General features: G+C 68.0%; 19 protein-coding genes. 6 read left to right on the forward strand and 13 right to left on the reverse strand.

Annotation, left to right across the window (positions count from 1 at the left end; translation table 11 throughout):
- Positions 1-201: 201 nt before the first annotated feature.
- A complete protein-coding gene (locus tag VL15_RS06920) occupies positions 202-948 on the reverse strand; it encodes a MipA/OmpV family protein (protein ID WP_048244245.1) in 747 nt (248 codons plus the stop codon).
- A 245-nt stretch (positions 949-1,193) separates the two neighbouring features.
- Here VL15_RS06920 and VL15_RS06925 point away from each other — a divergent pair, with 245 nt between their 5' ends.
- Both VL15_RS06925 and VL15_RS06930 read left to right on the forward strand, forming a co-directional pair.
- On the forward strand, positions 1,194-1,919 hold the full coding sequence (locus VL15_RS06925) for a response regulator (protein ID WP_048244247.1): 726 nt from the start codon (positions 1,194-1,196) through the stop codon (positions 1,917-1,919).
- Positions 1,920-3,296, forward strand: coding sequence for an ATP-binding protein (locus tag VL15_RS06930; protein ID WP_048244249.1), 1,377 nt, complete (start codon positions 1,920-1,922; stop codon positions 3,294-3,296).
- A gap of 63 nt (positions 3,297-3,359) precedes the next feature.
- Here VL15_RS06930 and VL15_RS06935 read toward each other — a convergent pair whose 3' ends face one another.
- The 5 genes from VL15_RS06935 to VL15_RS06955 all read right to left on the reverse strand — a co-directional run bounded on the left by VL15_RS06935 (position 3,360) and on the right by VL15_RS06955 (position 9,540).
- Positions 3,360-4,400 (reverse strand): FecCD family ABC transporter permease, encoded by a 1,041-nt coding sequence (locus VL15_RS06935; RefSeq protein ID WP_048244252.1) that lies wholly within the window; start codon positions 4,398-4,400, stop codon positions 3,360-3,362.
- Positions 4,397-5,389 (reverse strand): ABC transporter substrate-binding protein, encoded by a 993-nt coding sequence (locus tag VL15_RS06940; RefSeq protein ID WP_048244254.1) that lies wholly within the window; start codon positions 5,387-5,389, stop codon positions 4,397-4,399. Before VL15_RS06940 ends, VL15_RS06935 begins: the two co-directional genes overlap by 4 nt.
- On the reverse strand, positions 5,386-6,162 hold the full coding sequence (locus VL15_RS06945; RefSeq protein ID WP_048244256.1) for an ABC transporter ATP-binding protein: 777 nt from the start codon (positions 6,160-6,162) through the stop codon (positions 5,386-5,388). The genes VL15_RS06940 and VL15_RS06945 overlap by 4 nt, the downstream gene beginning before the upstream one ends.
- Before the next feature lie 20 nt (positions 6,163-6,182).
- The gene (locus tag VL15_RS06950; RefSeq protein WP_048244258.1) at positions 6,183-8,273 is read right to left on the reverse strand and encodes a TonB-dependent receptor; all 2,091 of its coding nucleotides are present in this window, start codon (positions 8,271-8,273) and stop codon (positions 6,183-6,185) included.
- A gap of 343 nt (positions 8,274-8,616) precedes the next feature.
- Positions 8,617-9,540: a LysR family transcriptional regulator gene (locus tag VL15_RS06955; RefSeq protein ID WP_048244260.1), complete on the reverse strand. Its 924-nt coding sequence runs from the start codon at positions 9,538-9,540 to the stop codon at positions 8,617-8,619.
- Positions 9,541-9,658: 118 nt separating this feature from the next.
- On the opposite strand from VL15_RS06955, the gene VL15_RS06960 reads away from it, so the two are divergent.
- Both VL15_RS06960 and VL15_RS06965 read left to right on the forward strand, forming a co-directional pair.
- Positions 9,659-10,540 carry an intradiol ring-cleavage dioxygenase gene (locus tag VL15_RS06960; RefSeq protein WP_048244262.1) on the forward strand — a complete coding sequence of 294 codons (882 nt, stop codon included), beginning with the start codon at positions 9,659-9,661 and terminating at the stop codon, positions 10,538-10,540.
- 93 nt (positions 10,541-10,633) lie between these two features.
- A complete protein-coding gene (locus VL15_RS06965; protein ID WP_048244265.1) occupies positions 10,634-11,701 on the forward strand; it encodes a maleylacetate reductase in 1,068 nt (355 codons plus the stop codon).
- Between the two features lie 43 nt (positions 11,702-11,744).
- Here the strand turns inward: VL15_RS06965 and VL15_RS06970 are convergent, their stop codons facing one another.
- Positions 11,745-12,470: a transporter substrate-binding domain-containing protein gene (locus VL15_RS06970; RefSeq protein WP_048244266.1), complete on the reverse strand. Its 726-nt coding sequence runs from the start codon at positions 12,468-12,470 to the stop codon at positions 11,745-11,747.
- 56 nt (positions 12,471-12,526) lie between these two features.
- Complete coding sequence (locus VL15_RS06975) at positions 12,527-13,687, reverse strand: pyridoxal phosphate-dependent aminotransferase (RefSeq protein WP_048244268.1); 1,161 nt, start codon at positions 13,685-13,687, stop codon at positions 12,527-12,529.
- Between the two features lie 173 nt (positions 13,688-13,860).
- Between VL15_RS06975 and VL15_RS06980 the strand changes: the two genes are divergently transcribed.
- Positions 13,861-15,294, forward strand: a complete 1,434-nt coding sequence (locus VL15_RS06980) for a PLP-dependent aminotransferase family protein (protein ID WP_048244270.1) — start codon at positions 13,861-13,863, stop codon at positions 15,292-15,294.
- A gap of 34 nt (positions 15,295-15,328) precedes the next feature.
- Here VL15_RS06980 and VL15_RS06985 read toward each other — a convergent pair whose 3' ends face one another.
- Both VL15_RS06985 and VL15_RS06990 read right to left on the reverse strand, forming a co-directional pair.
- Positions 15,329-15,769, reverse strand: coding sequence for a nuclear transport factor 2 family protein (locus VL15_RS06985; RefSeq protein ID WP_048244271.1), 441 nt, complete (start codon positions 15,767-15,769; stop codon positions 15,329-15,331).
- Positions 15,770-15,812: 43 nt separating this feature from the next.
- Entirely contained in the window at positions 15,813-17,834 is a 2,022-nt protein-coding gene (locus VL15_RS06990) for an FAD-dependent oxidoreductase (RefSeq protein ID WP_048244272.1), read from the reverse strand.
- Between the two features lie 149 nt (positions 17,835-17,983).
- Between VL15_RS06990 and VL15_RS06995 the strand changes: the two genes are divergently transcribed.
- On the forward strand, positions 17,984-18,520 hold the full coding sequence (locus tag VL15_RS06995) for a PadR family transcriptional regulator (RefSeq protein WP_048244274.1): 537 nt from the start codon (positions 17,984-17,986) through the stop codon (positions 18,518-18,520).
- A gap of 32 nt (positions 18,521-18,552) precedes the next feature.
- Here VL15_RS06995 and VL15_RS07000 read toward each other — a convergent pair whose 3' ends face one another.
- The 3 genes from VL15_RS07000 to VL15_RS07010 form a co-directional block, all read right to left on the reverse strand.
- The gene (locus tag VL15_RS07000; RefSeq protein WP_048244277.1) at positions 18,553-18,804 is read right to left on the reverse strand and encodes a hypothetical protein; all 252 of its coding nucleotides are present in this window, start codon (positions 18,802-18,804) and stop codon (positions 18,553-18,555) included.
- A 72-nt stretch (positions 18,805-18,876) separates the two neighbouring features.
- Positions 18,877-19,476: an NAD(P)H:quinone oxidoreductase gene (wrbA, locus tag VL15_RS07005; RefSeq protein WP_048244279.1), complete on the reverse strand. Its 600-nt coding sequence runs from the start codon at positions 19,474-19,476 to the stop codon at positions 18,877-18,879.
- A gap of 171 nt (positions 19,477-19,647) precedes the next feature.
- Positions 19,648-20,064 (reverse strand): DoxX family protein, encoded by a 417-nt coding sequence (locus VL15_RS07010; RefSeq protein WP_048244280.1) that lies wholly within the window; start codon positions 20,062-20,064, stop codon positions 19,648-19,650.
- Between the last annotated feature and the right edge of the window lie 35 nt (positions 20,065-20,099).

Below are 20,099 nucleotides of genomic sequence, written 5' to 3' on the forward strand. Positions count from 1 at the left end.
CCGACCGAGCGTTGCATGCATGATCGGTGCCGCGCGTCGCCCGCCGTTTCCGGACGGATGCCGGCAAGCGAACCGCGGCCTCGCACGCGCCGGCCACGCCAATTCGGCGCGCCGGAGCCGCCTGCATGTTACCGCACGCTGCCCCGCGTGACGGCGCGTACATGACGATCGCGCCCGTCCATGCATGCCGCGACAACCCGCTCAGAATTTGTAGGTCACGCCCGCGATGCCGAAGTAGTTGCTGCGCGACTGGACGATCGGACTGTCGCCGTAGCGGCCGAGCAGCCGCGTGACGCCGCCGGTCGCGAGCACCGACCAGTGCTGCGACAGGGTCCAGTTCCACGCGACCGCCATCGACGCGCTGTCGATCCCGCCGCTCGTCGAATACGGCCGGAACCGGCTCGTCATCGACTGTGCATCGGTCACGCCGTAGAACGTCTGCGTATAGCGTCCCGAACCCGCATGCACGGTGCCCGTCACGACGATCTCGTGCTGTGAGGTCTTGAACACCGGCACCGCGAGATCCATGTGCCCCGATACGCCGCGCGACGTATGCGTCACCGGTGAGTCGATCGTGACGCTCAGTTCCGCCGCGTTGAACAGCGTCACGCCCGCACGCACGCCGACGAGCACCGAGCCCGGAATCCGGCCCATGCCCTTCAGGTAGTCGGAGCCCGGCAGGTCGAAGCGGCTCTCGTCCGCGCGGCCTGCGTCGTAGCTCACGGCCGCCGACACGAACACGCCGTGCGGCAGATCCAGCCGGTAGCCGGCGCCCTGGGTGCTGTCGATGAAGAAGCCGTTGCCGAACGTGGCGGAAAACGACGGCGCGACCACGCCGCGATACTGATTGCTGCCCTGGTAGCGTGGCGCGAACCCGCCGCCGAGGGACAGCGAATACTGGTTTTCCGCGTGAGCGGCGGCGGCAAGGGTCAGGCCGGCGAGCGGCATGCAATAGCGGTAGCGGCGGAGTAATGGGCGCACAATATTGAGATAAGAGTGACGGAGCCCGCAGTCTAGGTGCCGCCCTGCGCCGAGACTGTCCAGAATCTGCGGAGAATCTGTGCTCAATTGTGTTCGATTGTCCGCGATTGTCGTCCTGCTCCCCCGGCCTCCGGTGCGCCGGATAGAATTCGCGTGCCGCGCCGCGCTCCGGTCTGCCGGGTACGAGATGGCGCGTGCGCCTCGAGGAGAATATGAACGAAGATCCGCTCAAATACCGTGTACTGCTGATCGAGGATGACGACCGGCTCGCGCAGCTCGTTCGCGAATACCTCGACGGTTATGAATTCGCGGTCACGGTCGTGCGGCGCGGCGACCTCGCCGTCGCGGCGGTGCGCGAGCACCAGCCGGCCCTCGTGATACTCGACCTGATGCTGCCGAATCTCGACGGGATGGAAGTCTGCCGGCGCATCCGCGCGTTCACCAACGTCCCCGTGCTGATCCTGACCGCGCGCCTGGACGTCTACGACCAGGTCGCGGGCCTCGAGACTGGCGCCGACGACTACGTGACGAAGCCGATCGAGCCGCGCGTGCTCGTCGCACGCGCCCGCGCGCTGTTGCGCCGCGCACAGCCGGCCGCCGCGGATGCACCCGTTGCGCCGCCCGAGGCGCTCGTATTCGGCGAACTGGTGATCTCGCCGCCGAACCGCACCGTTACGTGGCGCGGCGAGCCGGTCGACCTGAAGACCGCCGAATTCAACCTGCTGCTGATCCTCGCGCGCGCGGCCGGCACCGTGCTGAGCCGCGACGACATCCTGAAGCAATTGCGCGGCATCGAGTTCGACGGGCTCGACCGCTCGGTCGATTCCGGCATCTCGAAGCTGCGCCGCCGCTTCGAGGATGCTTCATCGGAGCCGCACAAGATCAAGACGATCTGGGGCCGCGGCTACCTGTTCAGCCCTTCCGCGTGGGACGAATAAATGCTGCGTCCGTTGATCAGGCTGTACCTCGTCGTGATCCTGTTCGTCATCGCGGCGATCATGTTCATCCAGCTGTCGTTCGACCGGATCTTCTACGAGCGCACCGCGCAGGCGCAGCGCGACTCGCTGACGACCTACGCGTTCGTGCTCAACGACTACCTCGAACGCCACCCGGGCGGACAGCGCGAGCTCGCGCTACGGGAGCTCGCGAAGCACGGCAACGAAGGGTTCGGTTTCATGTCGATGGCCGCCGCCCGCGCGCAACTGAGCGGCGCGCCGCTGCGCGATCTCGATGCCGGCAAGATCGCGATCAGCTACAACAGCAAGGATTACTACATGCCGCTCGCGGACGGCACGGTGCTGCATGCACGGCCGGTCGAAGCGCCCGATCTCGACATCAGGATCTATGCGTACCTGCTGCTCGCGATCAGCACGCTGTTCGCGGTGGTGCTGTGGATTCACTACCACTGGCGCGACCTGCGCAAGCTGCAGGACGCCGCACGCGCGTTCGGCGCCGGCATGCTGTCGACGCGCGTGAAACTGTCGGGCAAGTCGAACATCGACGAACTGTCGCAGCAGTTCAACGACATGGCCGAGCGCATCGAGGCGTCGATCAAGCAGCAGCGCGAAATGATGCACGGCATCTCGCATGAGCTTAAAACGCCGCTCGCGCGGCTCGAATTCGGGCTCGCGCTGCTCGCCGAGCCCGACGAATCGGCGCGGATGCGCGAACGCCGCGACGCGCTGCGGCGCGACGTGCGCGAACTCGACGAACTCGTCACCGAGCTGCTGACGATCGGCCGGCTCGAACAGGGTGCGAGCCAGCTCGCGCCGATGGAAGTCGTCGTCGATGCGCTGATCGACAGCGTCGCCGGCAACGTCGCGAACGACATCGCCGATCGCGGCGTCACGCTCGACGTGTCGACGCTGGGCGCGCCCGCGACCCACGTGTGCGATCCGAAGCTCGTCGCCCGCGCGTTGCTGAACCTGATCCGCAACAGCGCGCGCTACGCGCAGCGCACGGTGGTGCTGGCCGCGGTCGCCGACCGGTCCGGCGCACTCGTGCTGAGCGTCGACGACGACGGCCCCGGCATTCCGGTCGACGAACGCGCCCGCGTGTTCGAACCGTTCCAGCGGCTCGACTCGAGCCGCGACCGGCAAACCGGCGGCTTCGGGCTCGGGCTCGCGATCGTGCGGCGCGTCGCGCAGGTGCACGGCGGCGACGTGCGGCTCGAGGATTCGCCGCTCGGCGGCGCACGCTTCGTGATCACGCTGCCCGCGCGCGCGCTGCCGGATAGCCTCTTCGACGTGGCGGGCACCATCGCGCACACCGACGCGCTCGGCAACGGCTCGAGCAGGGCAACGCCGCCGCGATGAATCGCGCGGCGGGCCACCGCCTCGCCCTTGCCTGACGGCTTGCCGCCGGCGCGTGCACGCCGCTCAGCGGCGACGCAGCAACGCAACGAAGAACAGGCTGCCGAACAGCGCGGTCACGATCCCGATGGGCAGGTCCTCCGGCGCCGCGAGCGTGCGGGCGGCGACGTCGGCCCACACGAGCAGGATCGCCCCTGTCAGCGCAGCGACCGGCAGCAGCCTGCCGTGCTCGGCGCCGACGACGCGCCGGCACAGATGCGGCGTCACGAGCCCGACGAAACCGATCGCGCCGCTCACCGCGACCATCGCGCCCGTCGCGAACGATGCGACGACGAAGACCTCGCGCCGCATCCGCGCGCTCGGCACGCCGAGCCCGGCCGCGGCGGCATCGCCCGACATCAGCGCATTCAGTTCGCGCCGGCGCGCGTACAGCGCGCCGCCCGCGAGCACCGCGCACACCGCCGGCACCGGCAACAGATCCCAGCGCGCGAGGCCGACGCCGCCGAGCATCCAGAACAGCACCGACGACGCGGCGCGCTGGTCGCCGAGATACAGCAGCAGGTTGCCGAACGCGGCCATCATGAACGACACCGATACGCCCGCGAGCAGCAGCCGGTCCGATTCGAGCCGGCCGCGCCGGTAGGCGAGCGCGATGACGCACGCGGTTGCCGCGAGCGCGCCCGTGAATGCGGCGGCCGACAACGTGAACGGGCCGAACGCCGCGCCGGCCACCACCGTGACCGCGACGGCGCCGAGCATCGCGCCCGCGCTCACGCCGAGCAGGTGCGGATCGGCAAGACGGTTCGCGGTCGCCGCCTGCAACGCGACGCCGACCGCCGCGAGCGTCGCGCCGACGATCGCGGCCAGCAACGCACGCGGCATCCGGATCAGCCACACGATGCTGTCGTCGCCCGCGCCCGCCGCGAACGCGCCGGCGTCGCCGAACGCCGCTGCGATGTGCGTAGCGACGATGCGCACCGCAACCGGCATCGCGATCGGCGCCGGACCGAATGCAGCCGACGCGACGATCGACACGATCAGCAGCACGGCCAGCGCCGGCAGCACCACGCGCATGCCGAGCCGCGACGCCTGCACGCGCACGCTCATCGCGCCGGCCCGGCGAACGCGGCCGGATACAACGCGCGGGCCAGCGTCTCGACCGCCGCGACATTCTCGGGCCCCGGCGTCGCCGCATCGTACGGAATCACGACGAAGCGCCGGTCGCGGATCGCGGCCACGCGCGCGAGCGCCGGCTGGCTCAGCAGGAACTGCTGCTTCTGCGCGGCCGTCACGGCCGAATAGTCGACGATCACGATCGCCTGCGGATCGCGCTCGACCACGCTCTCCCAACTCACCTGCGTCCAGCTGCGCGACACGTTGTCCATCACGTTGCGCGCCCCTGCCGCCGCCAGCAACGCGGTCGGCATCGCGAGCCCGCCCGCCGTCATCGGCTTGTCGGTGCCGCTGTCGTAGACGAACACGCGCAGCGGCTCAGGGCGCCCGATCGTGCGCGACACAGCCGCGAGACGGTCGCGCATCGCGGCGATCACCTGCGCGGCACGCGCCTCGACGCCGAAGATCCGGCCGAGATTGTTCAGGTCGCGAAACACGTCGTCGAACGACGCGGGCGTTTGCTTCATCACGTGCGAGCACGATTCGGTCAGTTCATACGTACGGATGCCGAACAGCGCGAGCGTCGCGGGCGTCACCGCGCCGCCGACATGCATCCCGTAGTTCCAGCCCGCCAGATAGAAATCGGCGCGCGCGGCAGCCAGCACCTCGAGCGACGGATACTGGCTCGCCAGTTCGGGCACACCACGCAACGCGTCGCGCACGCGCGCGGTGCCCGTCTTCCAGCCGCCGATGCCCGTATAACCGACGAGCCGGTTTTTCAGGCCGAGCACGAGCATCATCTCGGTCAGGTTCACATCGTTGCTCACCGCGCGCGTCGGCGCGCGCTCGAACGTCACGTCGCGATCGCAACTGTGCACGGTGACGGGATAGGCGCCCGCATGAACGGCGGCGCAGCCGAGCACGGCGGCAGCAACAACCCTGCGGGATACGGCGGACAAGACAGGAAACGGCATGGCGGTCATTCCGGATGAAGCGGCGTGATGCGCGGCCGGCCCGTGACGGGATGGCGGTCGACGAGCGCGGCGACGCCGAACACGTCGCGCAGCAGCGCTTCGGTCAGCACATCGTCCGGCGCGCCGGACGCGACGACCCGCCCGTGCGCGAGCACGTGGAGCCGGTCGCAATACGCAGCCGCGAGATTGAGGTCGTGAATCGTCGCGAGCGTCGCGATGCCGAGGCGCCGCACGCGCGCGAGCAGTTCGAGCTGGTGACGCAGATCGAGATGATTGGTCGGTTCGTCGAGCAGCAACAGCTCGGGCTGCTGCGCGAGTGCGCGGGCCAGCAGCGCGCGCTGCTTCTCGCCGCCCGACAGCGACGCGACGCGTTGCGCGCGGCGCTCGGCGAGACCGACGTCGTGCAGCGCGGATTCGACGATCCGGCGATCGTCGGCCGACTCCGCATCGAACGGCCGCTGGTGCGGCGTGCGGCCCATGCCGACCAGTTCGTCGACCGTCAGCCCGAAATCGTCCGGCGTCTCCTGCTGCAGCACCGCGACGCGCTGCGCGACCGCGCGCGGCCGCATGCGCCACACGTCCTGCGCATCGAGCGCGACACCGCCCGCGTCGGGCCGTGCGTAACGGAACACGCAGCGCAGCAGGCTCGTCTTGCCGCTGCCGTTCGGGCCGATCAGCCCGACGAACTCGCCTTCGGCGACGTTCAGCGTCACCGCATCGAGCACGGTGACCGCGCCGCCGGGAGACCAGCTCACGCGTTCGATTTCGAGCATGTGCGCCATGGGAGGTTCGCCGCGCCGCACTAGAAGCGCATCGTCGCGACGAGCTCCGCCGAGCGCGACGGACCGAGCAACCATTGCTCGCCGCCGTTCGACGTCGTCACTGCATACGTGCGATTCGCGAGATTGCGCAGATACAGCGCGAGTTCGGTGCGCGACGTCGGCTGCCAGCGCAGCGACGCATCGAACACCGTGTACGACGGCACCTGCAGGCGGTTCGCATCGTCGCCGTACGTCGCGCCGACATAACGCACACCTGCATTCGCCTGCCAGCGCTCGGCGAACGCCCAGCCGAGCCACAGGTTCGCCGTCTGCTGCGGCACGTTGGACGGCACGTTGCCGGCGCGTGACACCGTCGCGCCGCCGACCGTCTGGTTGAACGCGTCGTAGCGCGCGCGCAGCAGCGCGACGTTCGCGTCGATCGTCCAGCCGTGCGGCAGCCGCGCGCCGCCCGTCAGCTCGACGCCGCGCGACGATTGCCTGCCGACCTGCTGGCGCAGCGCGGGATTTAACGGGTCGGTGCCGAGCAGGTTGCGCTTCGTGATGTCGTACACCGCGAATGTCCAGTACGCGCGGCCGTCGAGCAGCGTCTGCTTGACGCCGGCTTCCCACTGTTCGCCGGTCGCGAGCCGGTAGTTCGCCTGCGACGCGGACAACGTCACGAGCGAGCCGAGGCCCTCCGCGCCCGTCGTGTACTGCGCATACGCGCTCAACGTCGGCGCGACTTCGAACACGAAACCCGTGCGCCAGCCGACGTTCGCGAAACGCTTGTCGAAGCCCGCGCCGGTCGCCGCCTGCTCGCGGCTGAACGCGATGTGGTCGTAACGCAGGCCGCTCACCCACGCGAGCCGCGGCAGCACCTCGAGCCGGTTCTCGGCGAACACCGCGGCCTGCCGCGCACGCGTGCTGAACTTCGGCAAAGTCGGGTCGGGGCTCGCGAACACGCCGGGATCGAAGCCATGCGCGGCGACCGTCGATTCGCCGCCGTACGGCGAGTTGTTGGTGCCGTCGAACGTGATCTGGCTGAATTCCGTACCGACGACGAAACGGTTCGCGCGACCGAACAGCGTGCCGTCGAAACGCGCGCTCAGCCGGTCGCCGATCTGCCGCTGATGGTGGCCGATGTCGAGATAGTCGCCGCGCGTGACGCGCCCCGTCGCGGGATCGAGCGCATACGATTCGGCGTTGCGCCAGTGGCGGTTCGACGTCAGGTAGTAGAGCTGGTTGTCGATCGTCACGCCGGGCGCGGGCCGGTAGCTGGCCGACAGGCGCGTCCACTGGTCGTAGTACGCGATCGTCGCATCGCCGACGTTGTAGTTGAGCTTGCGCAGCGACGGGTCGAGCACGGCGTTCGGCGCGGGCACGCCGTAGTAGGTCGCCGGCATCTGGCGGCCATAGTCGTAGTCGAGCGTCAGCGTGAGTTGCGGGCTCACGTCGAAGCGCAGCGCGCCGCCGACCGCCGTCGTATGCGTATCGGCCCGCTCGGCGAGACCGTTCGCGCGTGCATCGCTCGCGTAGAAGCGGTACGACAGCCGCGGGCCGAGCGCGCCCGTCGTATCGAACGCGACGCGCTTCGCGCCGTCGGGGCCGACGCCGACCTGCAGCGTCGTCTCGCGTGTGCGCCGCGGCCGCTTCGGCACCACGTTCACGACGCCGCCGATCGCCCCTTCGCCGTACAGCACCGATGCCGGGCCGCGCAGCACCTCGATGCGCTCGACCGACCACGTATCGAACGGGAACGTGATCGTGCCGGCCGCCGGCATGAGCCGCACGCCGTCGAGCAGCGTCATCACCGATTCCTGCCCGCTGAAGCCACGCACGCTCATCGCGGTGCCGCCGGTGCCCGGTGCCATCGCGCTCGAGAAACCGGCCGTGCGCGTGACCGCGTCGAGCACCGTGCGATCGCCGCGCGCCTCGATCGTGTCGGCCGTGACCGTCTCGACGCTCGCCGGTGTATCGAGGCTCGCCAGCCCGAGCCGCGAACCCGTTTCGAGCGGTTGCGTCAGCGGGTCGATCGGCGCGGATCGCGCTGTGACGTTGATCGCGGGCAACGCGTGCCGGTCGTCCGGTGCGGGGGCTGCCGCTTCGGCGGCCCATGCGCCGGAGGTCGCCATCGCGCAGCCCAGCAAGGTCGTGCAGCCGCGTGCGCGCCAGGCGCCGGTGTTCCGGCGCGACGCGGCATGGTGCCGCTCCCCTCGCGCCGGTTTGTTTCTGGCTTTCGTCACTTCGTATCGATCTTCGGATGGTGTCGTCGCGCGCGGCCATGCCCGGCGGCCCGGGCGGCAGGCGACGAAAACGTCCGATGATACAATATATCAACTTGATTCGTCAGGTTTTTGTCAGCTTGTAACTCCGCAGCCGGTTGCGCGCTGCGAACACGCGCCGATACTTCACGACCATGCTCGACTCAGGCCCCCACCTGTCACGCAACCGCGGACCGATCGCGACTGCCCGCGCTCAGCGGCCGACTTCCTTCCACTTGCGCGCGAGTCCGAGGCGTTCGAAGCGCTCGATCAGAAACTCGGTGAATACGCGGATCTTCGCCGGCTGGTGACGGCGGCTTTGGTACGCGATGTTGACGGTGAGCGTCGGTAGTTGCCAGTCGGTAAGCACCGGCACCAGCTTCCCCGCGACGATATCGTCGTGGATGATGTAGAGCGGCTGGATCAGGATGCCGAGCCCGGCGAGCGCCGCGGCGCGGATCACCTGTCCTTCGTTCGCATCGAGCACGCTCCTGATCGTGACCGACTGCTTCTTCGCACCGCGGCGGAAATGCAGCACGTACGGATCGTTGGCAAGGTTGTAGACCAGCAGCCGATGGTCGCACAGCGCGTCGGGCGTCGCCGGCGCGCCGTGCTTCGCCAGATACCCGGGCGACGCGGCCAGCACGCGCCGCGTCTCCGCGAGCTTGCGCACGGTGATGCCCGAATCGGCCTCGTGCTCGCGCGTGCGGATCGCCACGTCGATGCCGGCCTCGATGAAATCCGGGTAGCGGTTCGCCGCGACAATCTGCACGTTCAGGTTCGGGTAGCGCCGATGAAACTCCGGCAACGCCGGCGCGATATAGATCGACGCGAACGACACCGACGCGGTCACGCGCAACGTGCCGGCCGGATTGACGCTCGCCTCGTTGACCGCCGCGTCGGCTTCCGACAGCTCCGTCAGGATCGCGACGCAGCGCCGGTGGTACTCGTGCCCGGCGTCGGTCAGCCACAAGCGGCGCGTGGTCCGCTCGACGAGCCGCGCCGCCAGGCGCTCTTCAAGCGCATTCAGGCAGCGGCTCGCCGCCGCGCTCGACATGCCGAGCCGCTCGGCGGCCTTCGACAGGCTGCCCAGCTCGGCCACCTGCACGAAAAATTCGATCTGCGTCCACTTGTCCATGCGTTCGATTCTTCCACCTGGCGGAGAACAAAACTCCTCCAAACCCTCTTTTTTACGATCAAAGGAGGAATTAATGTTACGTCAATGCGTGATCGAACGACATCAGGAGACGCCCCCCATGCGCAATCTCAACGAAGACACCATCACGCAGGCCGTGATCGCGTCGCTGGGCGACTGCCGCGACGAGCGGCTGCGCACGGTCATGACGAGCCTCGTCCAGCACCTGCATGCGTTCGCACGGGAAACGAAGCTCACCGAAGCCGAGTGGCAAGCCGCGATCGGCTTCCTCACGGCGGTCGGGCACATCACCGACGACAAGCGGCAGGAGTTCATCCTGCTGTCCGACGTGCTCGGGCTGTCGACCCTCGTGACCGCGCAGAATCATGCGAAGCCGGCCGGCTGCACGGAGGCGACCGTATTCGGTCCGTTCTACGTCGAAGGCAGCCCCGAGTTCGGGATGTTCGACGACATCGCTAACGGCGCGTGCGGCGAGCCCTGCTTCGTGTCGGGCCGTGTGCGCGACATTCACGGCACGCCCGTCGCACACGCATCGCTGGAAGTCTGGCAAGCCGACGAGGACGGGCATTACGACGTGCAACAGCCGGCCGATGACGGCTCGGTCACGCATCGCGCACGCGGGCGGCTGCAAACCGATGCCGACGGTCGTTACGCGTTCCGTTCGATCCTCGCCGAACCGTATCCGATTCCGCACGACGGCCCCGTCGGCGCGATGCTCGATGCGCTCGGCCGCCACCCGTGGCGCCCCGCGCACCTGCACTTCATGATCGAGGCGAGCGGCTTCGAAACGCTGATCACGCACGTGTTCCGCGACGGGGACCGCTACCTCGACTCCGATGCGGTATTCGGCGTGCGTTCGACGCTCGTCGCCGACTGGGTCCGGCATGCGCCCGGCACGGCGCCCGACGGATCGCGCATGGACACGCCGTTCTACACGCTCGATTACGACTTCGTGCTGAATCGCGCGGAGCGCGCCGCATGATCCGGCACGACCGGGCGCGAACGCACCGCGACGCGCTGACGGGCTTGCGCATCGCGCGGCATCAGGTCGACTACGCAACGGAGTAACGAGCACATGAACTTCATCTACCAGGCGCGTCCCGCACGCGTCGTCTTCGGTGCAGGCAGCCTGCAACATCTCGAACGCGAAGTGCTGGCGCTGGGCGCGCAGCGCGCGCTGGTGCTCTGCACGCCGGGGCAGCGCGCGCTCGCGCAACGCATCGTCGAGCGGCTCGGTGCGCGTTCCGCCGGGCTGTACGACCGCGCGACGATGCACGTGCCGATCGAAATCGCCCGCGATGCGCAGGCGTTCGCCCGGTCATGCGACGCGGATTGCGCGATCGCGATCGGCGGCGGGTCGACGATCGGCCTCGGCAAGGCGATCGCGCTCGAAAGCAGCCTGCCGATCCTGGCGATACCGACGACCTACGCCGGCAGCGAAATGACGCCGATCTACGGCCTGACCGAAGGCGGCGTCAAGCGCACGGGGTCCGACGCGCGCGTGTTGCCGAAGACGGTGATCTACGATCCCGAGCTCACCGTCACGCTGCCGGTCGAGCTGTCGGTGACGAGCGGCATCAATGCGATCGCGCACGCGGCGGAAGGCCTCTACGCGAACAACGCGAATCCGGTCATGAGCCTCGTCGCCGAGGAAGGCATTCGCGCGCTGGCGCGCGGCCTGCCCGGCGTGCGCCGCAACGCCGCCGATCTTGCCGCGCGCAGCGATGCGCTCTACGGCGCGTGGCTGTGCGGCATGGTCCTCGGCAACGTCGGCATGGCGCTGCACCACAAGCTCTGTCACACGCTCGGCGGCAGTTTCAACCTGCCGCACGCGCCGACCCATACGGTCGTGCTGCCGCATGCACTCGCGTACAACGCCGCGCATGCGCCGGACGCGATGCAGCGGATCGCCCGCGCAATCGGCACCCACGACGCGGCGCGCGGCATCTACGCGCTGGCGCTCGACAACGGCGCACCGGTCTCGTTGAAAGCGATCGGCATGCAGGAAGCCGACCTCGATCGCGCGGCCGATCTCGCGGCCGCCAATCCGTACTGGAACCCGCGCCCGATCGAACGCGACGGCCTGCGCGCGCTGCTGCAGGATGCATTCGACGGCAGCCTGCCCCGCTCGACCGTCCGCTGAACCCGCTTGCGGCTGGCGCGTAACGTTGCGTGCAACCCTACGACTACGCGCCACCGCCCTCCACCACGCCGTCGATCTCCGCCCGCGTAAAACCATATTTCGCCATCCGCTCGCGATGATCGGCCGAGCCGAGATACTCGCGCAGCTTCCCATTCACGGCCTGCACGAGCGCATCGTTGTTCCTGCCGAACGAGAACGCCCCGACCGGCACCGCCGCGCCCGCGCCACGCTCGTGTTCGACGGCCGCCACACCTTCGTTCGCACCCGCGACAACGCGGTTCCCGATCGCCGTGCTTGCATACGCATCGATCTGCCCCGCAAGCAGCGCGGCGACTGCGTCGGGCTGATCCTTGAACACGACGATCTGGGCGTCGCGCACGCCTGCCGACCGGGCCGAGTCGATCTGCACCTGCGCGGCAACGCAGCCCAAACGCGCATCGCCGCGTGCCGCGACGGCCGCGTAGCTCGTCAGCGCCTTCGGATTGCCGGCCTGAACCAGAAACCCGTCGCCGATCGCCCACACCGGCGCGCTGAACGCAACGTGCTGCGCGCGTTCGGCCGTCACGAAGATCGGCACGTTCATGTCCCAGCGGCCTGCCTGCACGCCCGGCAGCAGTGCGTCGAACGAGGTCGGGTGATACTCGATTTCCGTCACGCCGATCGCGCGCAGCACCACCTCGGCCAGCTCGATATCCGCGCCGGTCACGGACCCGTCGTCGGCCGTCCAGTAGAACGGCGGCTCCTCGATATACGCAATCCTTACTTTCATCGTGTCACTCCTGACGTTCAATGATGTCCGCCCCGCTCGCCCGCCGGGCGACCGGTTCATGCCACAGCCGCATCCATCGCCTGCGACAGCGCCGACAATGCCGGCGACAGGCGTTCCAGTGGAAGATAACCGAAGCCCAGCCTGAACACGCGGCTGCTTTCGCCAAACCAGGTGCCGGACGCCAGTTGCAGATCGTACTCGGGCAGCACTTGCCAGAAGCGCGACACGGCCTGCTCGTCGAATGCATCCGCGCGCAGCCGCACGCAGCACAACGCACCGGCATCCGGCCGTACCCACTCGACACGTCCGCGCTCCCCTTCGCACCAGCCCGACACGACGTCGAGCGCATCGGCAAGCAGCCGGCGCCGGGGCGCGAGCACACGCTCCCGGTTGCGCAGCAAGGTGGCGGCAAGCGTTTCGTCCAGTACGGAACCCGAGATCACGGTGTTCAGCTTGGCCACGAGCAAGCGCGCCCGAAGCCCCGCGTCGGACACGGTAAGCCACCCGGTCCGCAAACCGGGCGCACCCAGCGCCTTCGATACCGACGAGCCCGTGACGATGCGTGCATCGACACCCGCAAAACTGGCAGCCACGGCGGCATCGCCATAGGTCGCTTCGCGATAGGTCTCGTCGATGAACAGTATCGCGTCCGGACAGCGCCGCGCCATCAACGCGAGCAGCCCGTCGATCTCGGCGCGCGACGCCTGTACGCCGCCGGGATTCTGCGGGGACGCAATGCTGACCAGCCGGGTTTTCGGCGACAGGCTCGCTTCGAACTGCGCGAGGTCCAGTCGATAGCCGTTCTCGAACGACAGTCGCACCTCGCGCACCGTCGCGCCGGCGCCGACCAGGCAATCGCGACTCGGCGGAAAGCACGGCGTCGCGAGCACGGCCTCGTCGCCGGGCCGGCATAGCTCGTAGGCGAGCAGAAACAGCCCGAGCGCGGTGCCTTGCGTCGTCACGATCTGCGCGGCCGGCACGTTGCAGGTATCGGCAATCGCATCGCGCAGCGCGGCCGCGCCTGCCGACTGGCTGTAGCCGAGCTTCAGGTTGCGAACCGGCTCCAGACCGGCCAGATCCAGCAGCTCGCCGACCGTCAGGTCTTGCGACGTGCTCTCCGCCAGGTTGAAGGTTCGATTCACATCGAGCAGCGAGATGATTTCGTTGTACGGAAATCGTCCGCGCCACTCGCCGGATTGCATCTGTGTTGCTTGCATGCGCTTGCCCCTCAATTTGCTTTGCTGGTCAACCGACCGGAACAGCGCCATCGTAGCGTTCGCACGAAAACCATAACAGCCACAATTTTCCGACGATTGGACCAACACAATTCTGCTTGGCGAGATGCCTGCGCACGATCGATAATCGGCCACTCCCCTGCCGCAGGCGCCCCATGGACACGCATACGCCGTACCGTTACAGGCAACTGGCCGATCTCATCGTCGGCATGATCGACAACGGCACGCTCGCACCCGGCGCGCGGCTGCCGTCCGTGCGCACCGTGAGCGAGCAGCAGCGCATCAGCGTCTCCACCGCGCTGCAGGCCTACCGTCTGCTCGAGGATCGCGGCGTGCTCGTGTCACGGCCGCAGTCCGGTTTTTACGTCGCGGCTGCACGCGGTGGGTCGCTCGCGTTGCCGTCGGCGTCGCGCTCACGCGCGAAGGCGTCGACGGTGTCGATCAGCGGCGCCGTCGCCGCGTTGCTCGAACACGCCGCCAATTCGGCACTCGTGCCGCTCGGCTGCGCGGTGCCCGATACGGCGCTGCTGCAATCGAAACGGCTCGATCTCGCACTCGCTCGCGCGGCGCGTCAGCACGGCATGCGCTACAACGTCTACTGCCCGCCTTACGGCGAGCCGGCGCTGCGCCGCGAAATCGCGAGGCGGGCCATGCGCTTCGGGCATCCGCTGTCCGCCGACGACATCCTCGTCACGAACGGCTGCACCGAAGCGCTGACGCTTGCGTTGAATACCGTCGCGAAACGCGGCGATACGATTGCGGTGGAATCGCCGACTTACTTCGGCTTGCTTCACACGCTGGAAGCGTTGGGGATGAAGGCGCTGGAATTGCCGACCGACCCGCTGCGCGGTGTCGATGTCGGCGTGCTCGCGCAGCGGCTCGAATCGGAACCGATCGCCGCCTGCGTGCTGTCGTCGAGCTTCGGCAATCCGCTCGGCTCGACGATGACCGAAGACGACAAACGTGCGCTGCTCGCACTGCTAGCGCGGCATCGTGTGCCGCTGATCGAAGACGACGTCTACGGCGACATCCACTTCGGGCGCGATCGGCCCAGGCCGTTCATCGCACTCGACGGCGGCGCCAATACGATCTATTGCAGCTCGTTCTCCAAGAGCCTCGCGCCCGGATACCGGATCGGCTGGATCGCCGCGGGCGCCCGCGCGCAACAGGTGATGGAGCGCAAGCTCGCGCTCAGCCTCTGCGGCCCCACGCTGCTCCAGGTCGCGCTCGCGGATTTCCTGGCGAGCGGCGCATACGATGCGCACTTGCGCCGTATCCGGCGGTTGTTCGAAGAGAACCTGGCGCGGATGACGCGCACGATCGAAGCCAGCTTTCCGGCCGACACCAAAGTGAGCCGCCCGGCCGGCGGCTTCGTGCTCTGGCTCGAACTGCCGAAGCGTTTCGATTCTCGCGCGCTGTTCGACGCCGCGCTCGAACAGGGCATCTGCTTCGCACCGGGCGACGTCTTCTCCGCCAGCCGGCGCTTTCGCCACTGCCTGCGCCTGAGCGCGGGGCACGTGTGGAACGAACGCATCGAGGACGGCATCCGGCGCCTTGGCCGGCTCGCACACGCGCAGCTCGCGCGCTGATCGAACAGCGGTTGCCGCCCGGCAGCCGACCGTTTCAGCCGCCGACCTTGAACGCCGGAAGCTGCTGCCCGAGCCGCGCGCCCATTTCCGCGCCGAGCGCCTGCAACGCATTGAACGGCCGGATCATGACCTCGAACTCGACGATCCGCCCGTCGTCGTCGAAGCGAATCATGTCGATCCCCTTCAGCGCCTTGTCGCCGACGTTCGCGCTGAACTCCAGCACCACGTTCTTGCCGTCGTCGGCGACGAACTGGCGGTGATAGGTGAAATTCTCGAGGATCGTGATCACCGTGCGCAGCGCCATCAGCAGCGCGGGTGCCGGGCCGTACGGCTTGAACGCCATCGGCGAACGGAACACGGCGTCCGGATGGACAATCGAATCCAGCGCGCCAAGGTCCTTGCGTTCGATCAGAGCATGCCATGTGTCGAGCGAGGTCGCGACAGCGGGATGAAGATGCATCGGTGAATGCGTCATCGAAGACTCCTGTAGCGTCGGGAGGAAACAGAACGAATTGGTCTCATAGGGTTGCGGCAAGCGTCGTGCCCTGGTGAATCGCGCGCTTCGCATCGAGCTCGGCGGCTTCGTCTGCGCCGCCGATCAGGTGCACCTTGCATCCGGCGGCCTGCAGTTGCTCCGCCAGCTCGCGCGACGGCTCCTGCCCGGCGCAGATCACCACGTTGTCCACTTGCAGCGTCTGCTCGACGCCGTCGATCGTCACGTGCAATCCATCGTCGTCGATGCGCCGGTATGTCACCGCCGACGACATCCCGACGCCGCGCGCCTTCAGCGCCGTGCGGTGAATCCACCCGGTGGTCTTGCCGAGCCCGTCGCCGACCTTCGACGCCTTGCGCTGCAGCAGATGCACGTGTCGCGCCGCCGGCTCGGGCTGCGCATCGCGCAAGCCGCCGGCCTTTGCGTATGATTGATCGACGCCCCATTCGGCGAAAAACCGGTCGACGTCGATGCGCGGGCCGTCGTCGCGATGGACGAGGAATTCCGCGACGTCGAAGCCGATTCCGCCCGCGCCGACGATCGCGACGTTGCGGCCCACGGCCTTGTGGTCGCGCAGCACATCGAGATAACCGAGCGTCTTCGCGTGGCCAACGCCGTCGATCGGCGGCGTGCGCGGCACGATGCCCGTCGCGATCACCACCTCGTCGAATTCGCCCTGCAGCAGCATCTCGGCAGTCGCGCGCGTATTGACGTGAAGCGTCACGCCGCGCAGTTCGATCTGCCGGCGGAAGTAGCGCAGCGTCTCGTGGAACTCTTCCTTGCCGGGCACCTGCTTCGCGATATTGAACTGGCCGCCGATCTCGGCGCCGGCTTCGTACAGCGTCACCGCGTGACCGCGTTCGGCCGCCGTGACCGCGAAGCCGAGGCCTGCCGGCCCGGCGCCGACCACCGCGATCCGCTTGCGCTGCTGCGCGGGTTGGATCACGAGCTCGGTTTCATGGCAGGCGCGCGGATTCACGAGACAGGACGTGATCCTGCCGCTGAACGTATGGTCGAGGCACGCCTGATTGCAGCCGATACACGTGTTGATTTCGTCCGCGCGCCCTTCCCGCGCCTTGCGGACGAACGCGGCATCGGCGAGGAACGGCCGCGCCATCGACACCATGTCGCAATAGCCGTCGGCGAGCAGTTGCTCGGCGACTTCCGGCGTATTGATCCGGTTGGTCGCGACGAGCGGAATGCCGACCTTGCCCATCAGTTGCCGCGTCACCCATGCGTATGCGGCACGCGGCACCTTGGTCGCGATGGTCGGAATGCGCGCCTCGTGCCAGCCGATGCCGGTATTGAGGATCGTCGCGCCGGCCGCCTCGATCGCCTGCGCGAGCCGGATCACCTCGTCGAGCGTCGAGCCGCCTTCGACAAGATCGAGCATCGACAGCCGGTAGATGACGATGAAGTTCGTGCCGACCCGCTCGCGCACGCGCCGCACGATCTCGACCGCGAAGCGGATGCGGTTCTCGTACGCGCCGCCCCACGCGTCGTCGCGATGGTTCGTGCGCGCGGCGATGAATTCGTTGATCAGGTAGCCTTCAGACCCCATGATCTCGACGCCGTCGTAACCCGCGTGTTGCGCAAGCGCCGCGCATCGCACGAAATCGGCGATCGTCTCGTCGACTTCGTCGCTGCTCAACGCATGCGGCGTGAACGGATTGATCGGCGCCTTCAGTGCGCTGGGCGCCGCGAGCGCCGGGTGATACGCATAACGCCCGAAATGCAGGATCTGCAGCGCGATCTTGCCGCCCTCCGCCTGCACCGCGCGCGTCACGACGCGATGGCGCTCGGCGTCCGCTTCGGTCGTCAGCATCGCGCCGCCCGGCGCCGGACGGCCCCGCTCGTTCGGCGCGAAGCCGCCCGTGACGATCAGGCCAGCCTCACCGCGCGCGCGCTCCGCATAAAACGCCGCCATCCGCTCGAAGCCGTTCGGCGCTTCCTCGAGGCCGACGTGCATCGACCCCATCAGTACACGGTTCCTGAGCGACGTGAAGCCGAGTTCGAGCGGGGTCGTCAAATGCGGATAGCGGGTCATCGGTCGGCTCCTGTTAATGCAACAAGTTGCAGAAATATTAGCTCGCCGATTCTGTTTATGCAACATGTTGCACTAACAAGACTCCCCGCTTGTACTGTGGCCCCGATATGGCAAGATGCGGTTCATTCCGCCGCCGCTTCCGACCCGACATGTCCCTGCCTCACGCGCTCCTCACCGCTCTCGCCGAACGCCCCGGTTCGGGCTCCGAACTCGCCGACCGCTTCGATCGCTCGATCGGCTATTTCTGGCAGGCGACGCACCAGCAGATCTATCGCGAACTGGGACGTCTCGAGGAAACGGGCTGGATCGAATCGCTGCCCGCCGAATCGGGGCGCGGCCGCAAGCGCGCGTACCGGATCCTGCCGGCCGGCAAGAAGGAACTGCGGCGCTGGATCGCCGAACCGGAAGATCCGACGCCGCTGCGCGAAGCGCTGATGGTGCGCCTGCGCGCGGAAGCGGTGCTGGGCCCGGCGGGGCTCGAGGAAGAAATCAGGCGGCGCATCGCGCTCCACCAGGAGAAGCTCGACCTGTATCTGCAGATCGAAGCGCGCGATTTCCCGGAAGGCGCCGATTCACGCGCGAAGCGCCTTCAGCACCTGGTATTGCAGGCCGGCATCGCGAACGAGCGGTTCTGGGTCGAGTTCTCGCAGGATGCGCTCGACACGCTGCGTCTGCCGAAGGATTGACCCGCGCGCGTCTCGACCACGCGCGGTAGCGTTCAGGCTGCGGACCGCGGCCGGACGCGCGCACCGCCACCGGCTTGCAGTTGTTCGACGAGAAACAGCCCGATCGCGTCGAGCGCCTGTGCGGACGCCTTCAATTTGCCGATCCCGCCGGCAAATCCATGCGACATCCCGCGCCACACGTCGAGCCGCGCATCCACGCCGGCCGCGACCGCCGCATCGTCCGTATCGAGCGGATGCATCACGACGTGCTCGCTCGGCCCGCCATCGTTCGAAACGTTATTCATCGTCAGCCCTTCTGATTCGGAAAGTCATCGCGTACGGCGGCCCCCGCCAAACCGCGCGGGGCGCGCCGACGTTCAGTCGAACAGCTTGCTCGCGGTCCGTGCGATCAGTTCGCCCTGATGACGCGCACCGGCCAGTTCGATCTCGCTCGGCAGGCGCTGCCCCTGCCCGCCCGCGATCGTGGTCGCGCCATACGGCGCGCCGCCGACGATTTCGTCGAGCGTCATTTGCCCCTGGTGGGTGTACGGCAGCCCGACGATCGTCATGCCGAAATGCAGCAGGTTGGTGATGATCGAGAACAGCGTGGTTTCCTGGCCGCCGTGCTGGCTCGCGCTCGACGTGAACGCGCCGCCGACCTTGCCGTTCAGCGCGCCGCTCATCCACAGGCCGCCGGCCTGATCCAGGAACGCCGCCATCTGCGACGAGATGCGGCCGAAGCGCGTCGGCGTGCCAACGATGATCGCGTCGTAGTCGGCCAGTTCGGCCACCGTCGCAACCGGTGCCTGCTGGGCGAGCTTGAAGTGTGCTGCCTGGGCGACGGCTTCCGGCACCGTTTCCGGCACCCGCTTGACGTCGACCGTGGCGCCCGCCGAGCGGGCGCCTTCGGCCATCGCATCCGCGAGCGCCTCGATATGACCGTACGACGAGTAATACAGCACGAGAACCTTGGACATGATGAACTCCTAACGATGATCGCGAGGCAGTCGCGACGGTATCAACGCGCGCCGGCTGACGCACGCCGTGTGGTGTGACGGAATGAAAGTCGGAACCACCCTGCGGTGGTCCTGACGAGACGGCCGTGCCGGTCACGCGCCCAGTCGCCCCGGAGGATCGGCCCGTTCGGCTCACGCCGCCGGTGCGATACGCAACGCGGTGCGCCCGATCCGTGCGTCAAGGCTGAACGCGCCCGCGCCGAAGTACGCGATCTGCAGCAGGCCGCCTGCCATCATCACGTTCTTCAGAAAGTGAATCATCTGGTTCTGGTCGGCGAAGTTGTGATGGAAGAACACCGCGGTCACCACACTGAACAGCGCCATCGCCAGCGCCACGGGGCGGGCCCGATAACCCGACATCAGCAGCAGGCCGCCGCCCGCCTCGACCAGCACCGCGACCACGAAAGCGAGCGACGGCGCCGGCAGGCCGACGGACGCGATGTAGCCGACGGTTGTCGCATGCGCGGCGAGCTTGCTCAGCCCGCTCATCAGAAACGGCGCGCCGATCAGAATGCGGCCGAGAAGCGGAAGATACTTGTAACGATCCATGATGAACTCCTGAAATGAAATGATTCGGTGGACTG

The sequence above is a fragment of the Burkholderia cepacia genome (assembly GCF_001039005.1).
In the GTDB taxonomy this organism is placed as follows: domain Bacteria; phylum Pseudomonadota; class Gammaproteobacteria; order Burkholderiales; family Burkholderiaceae; genus Burkholderia; species Burkholderia theae.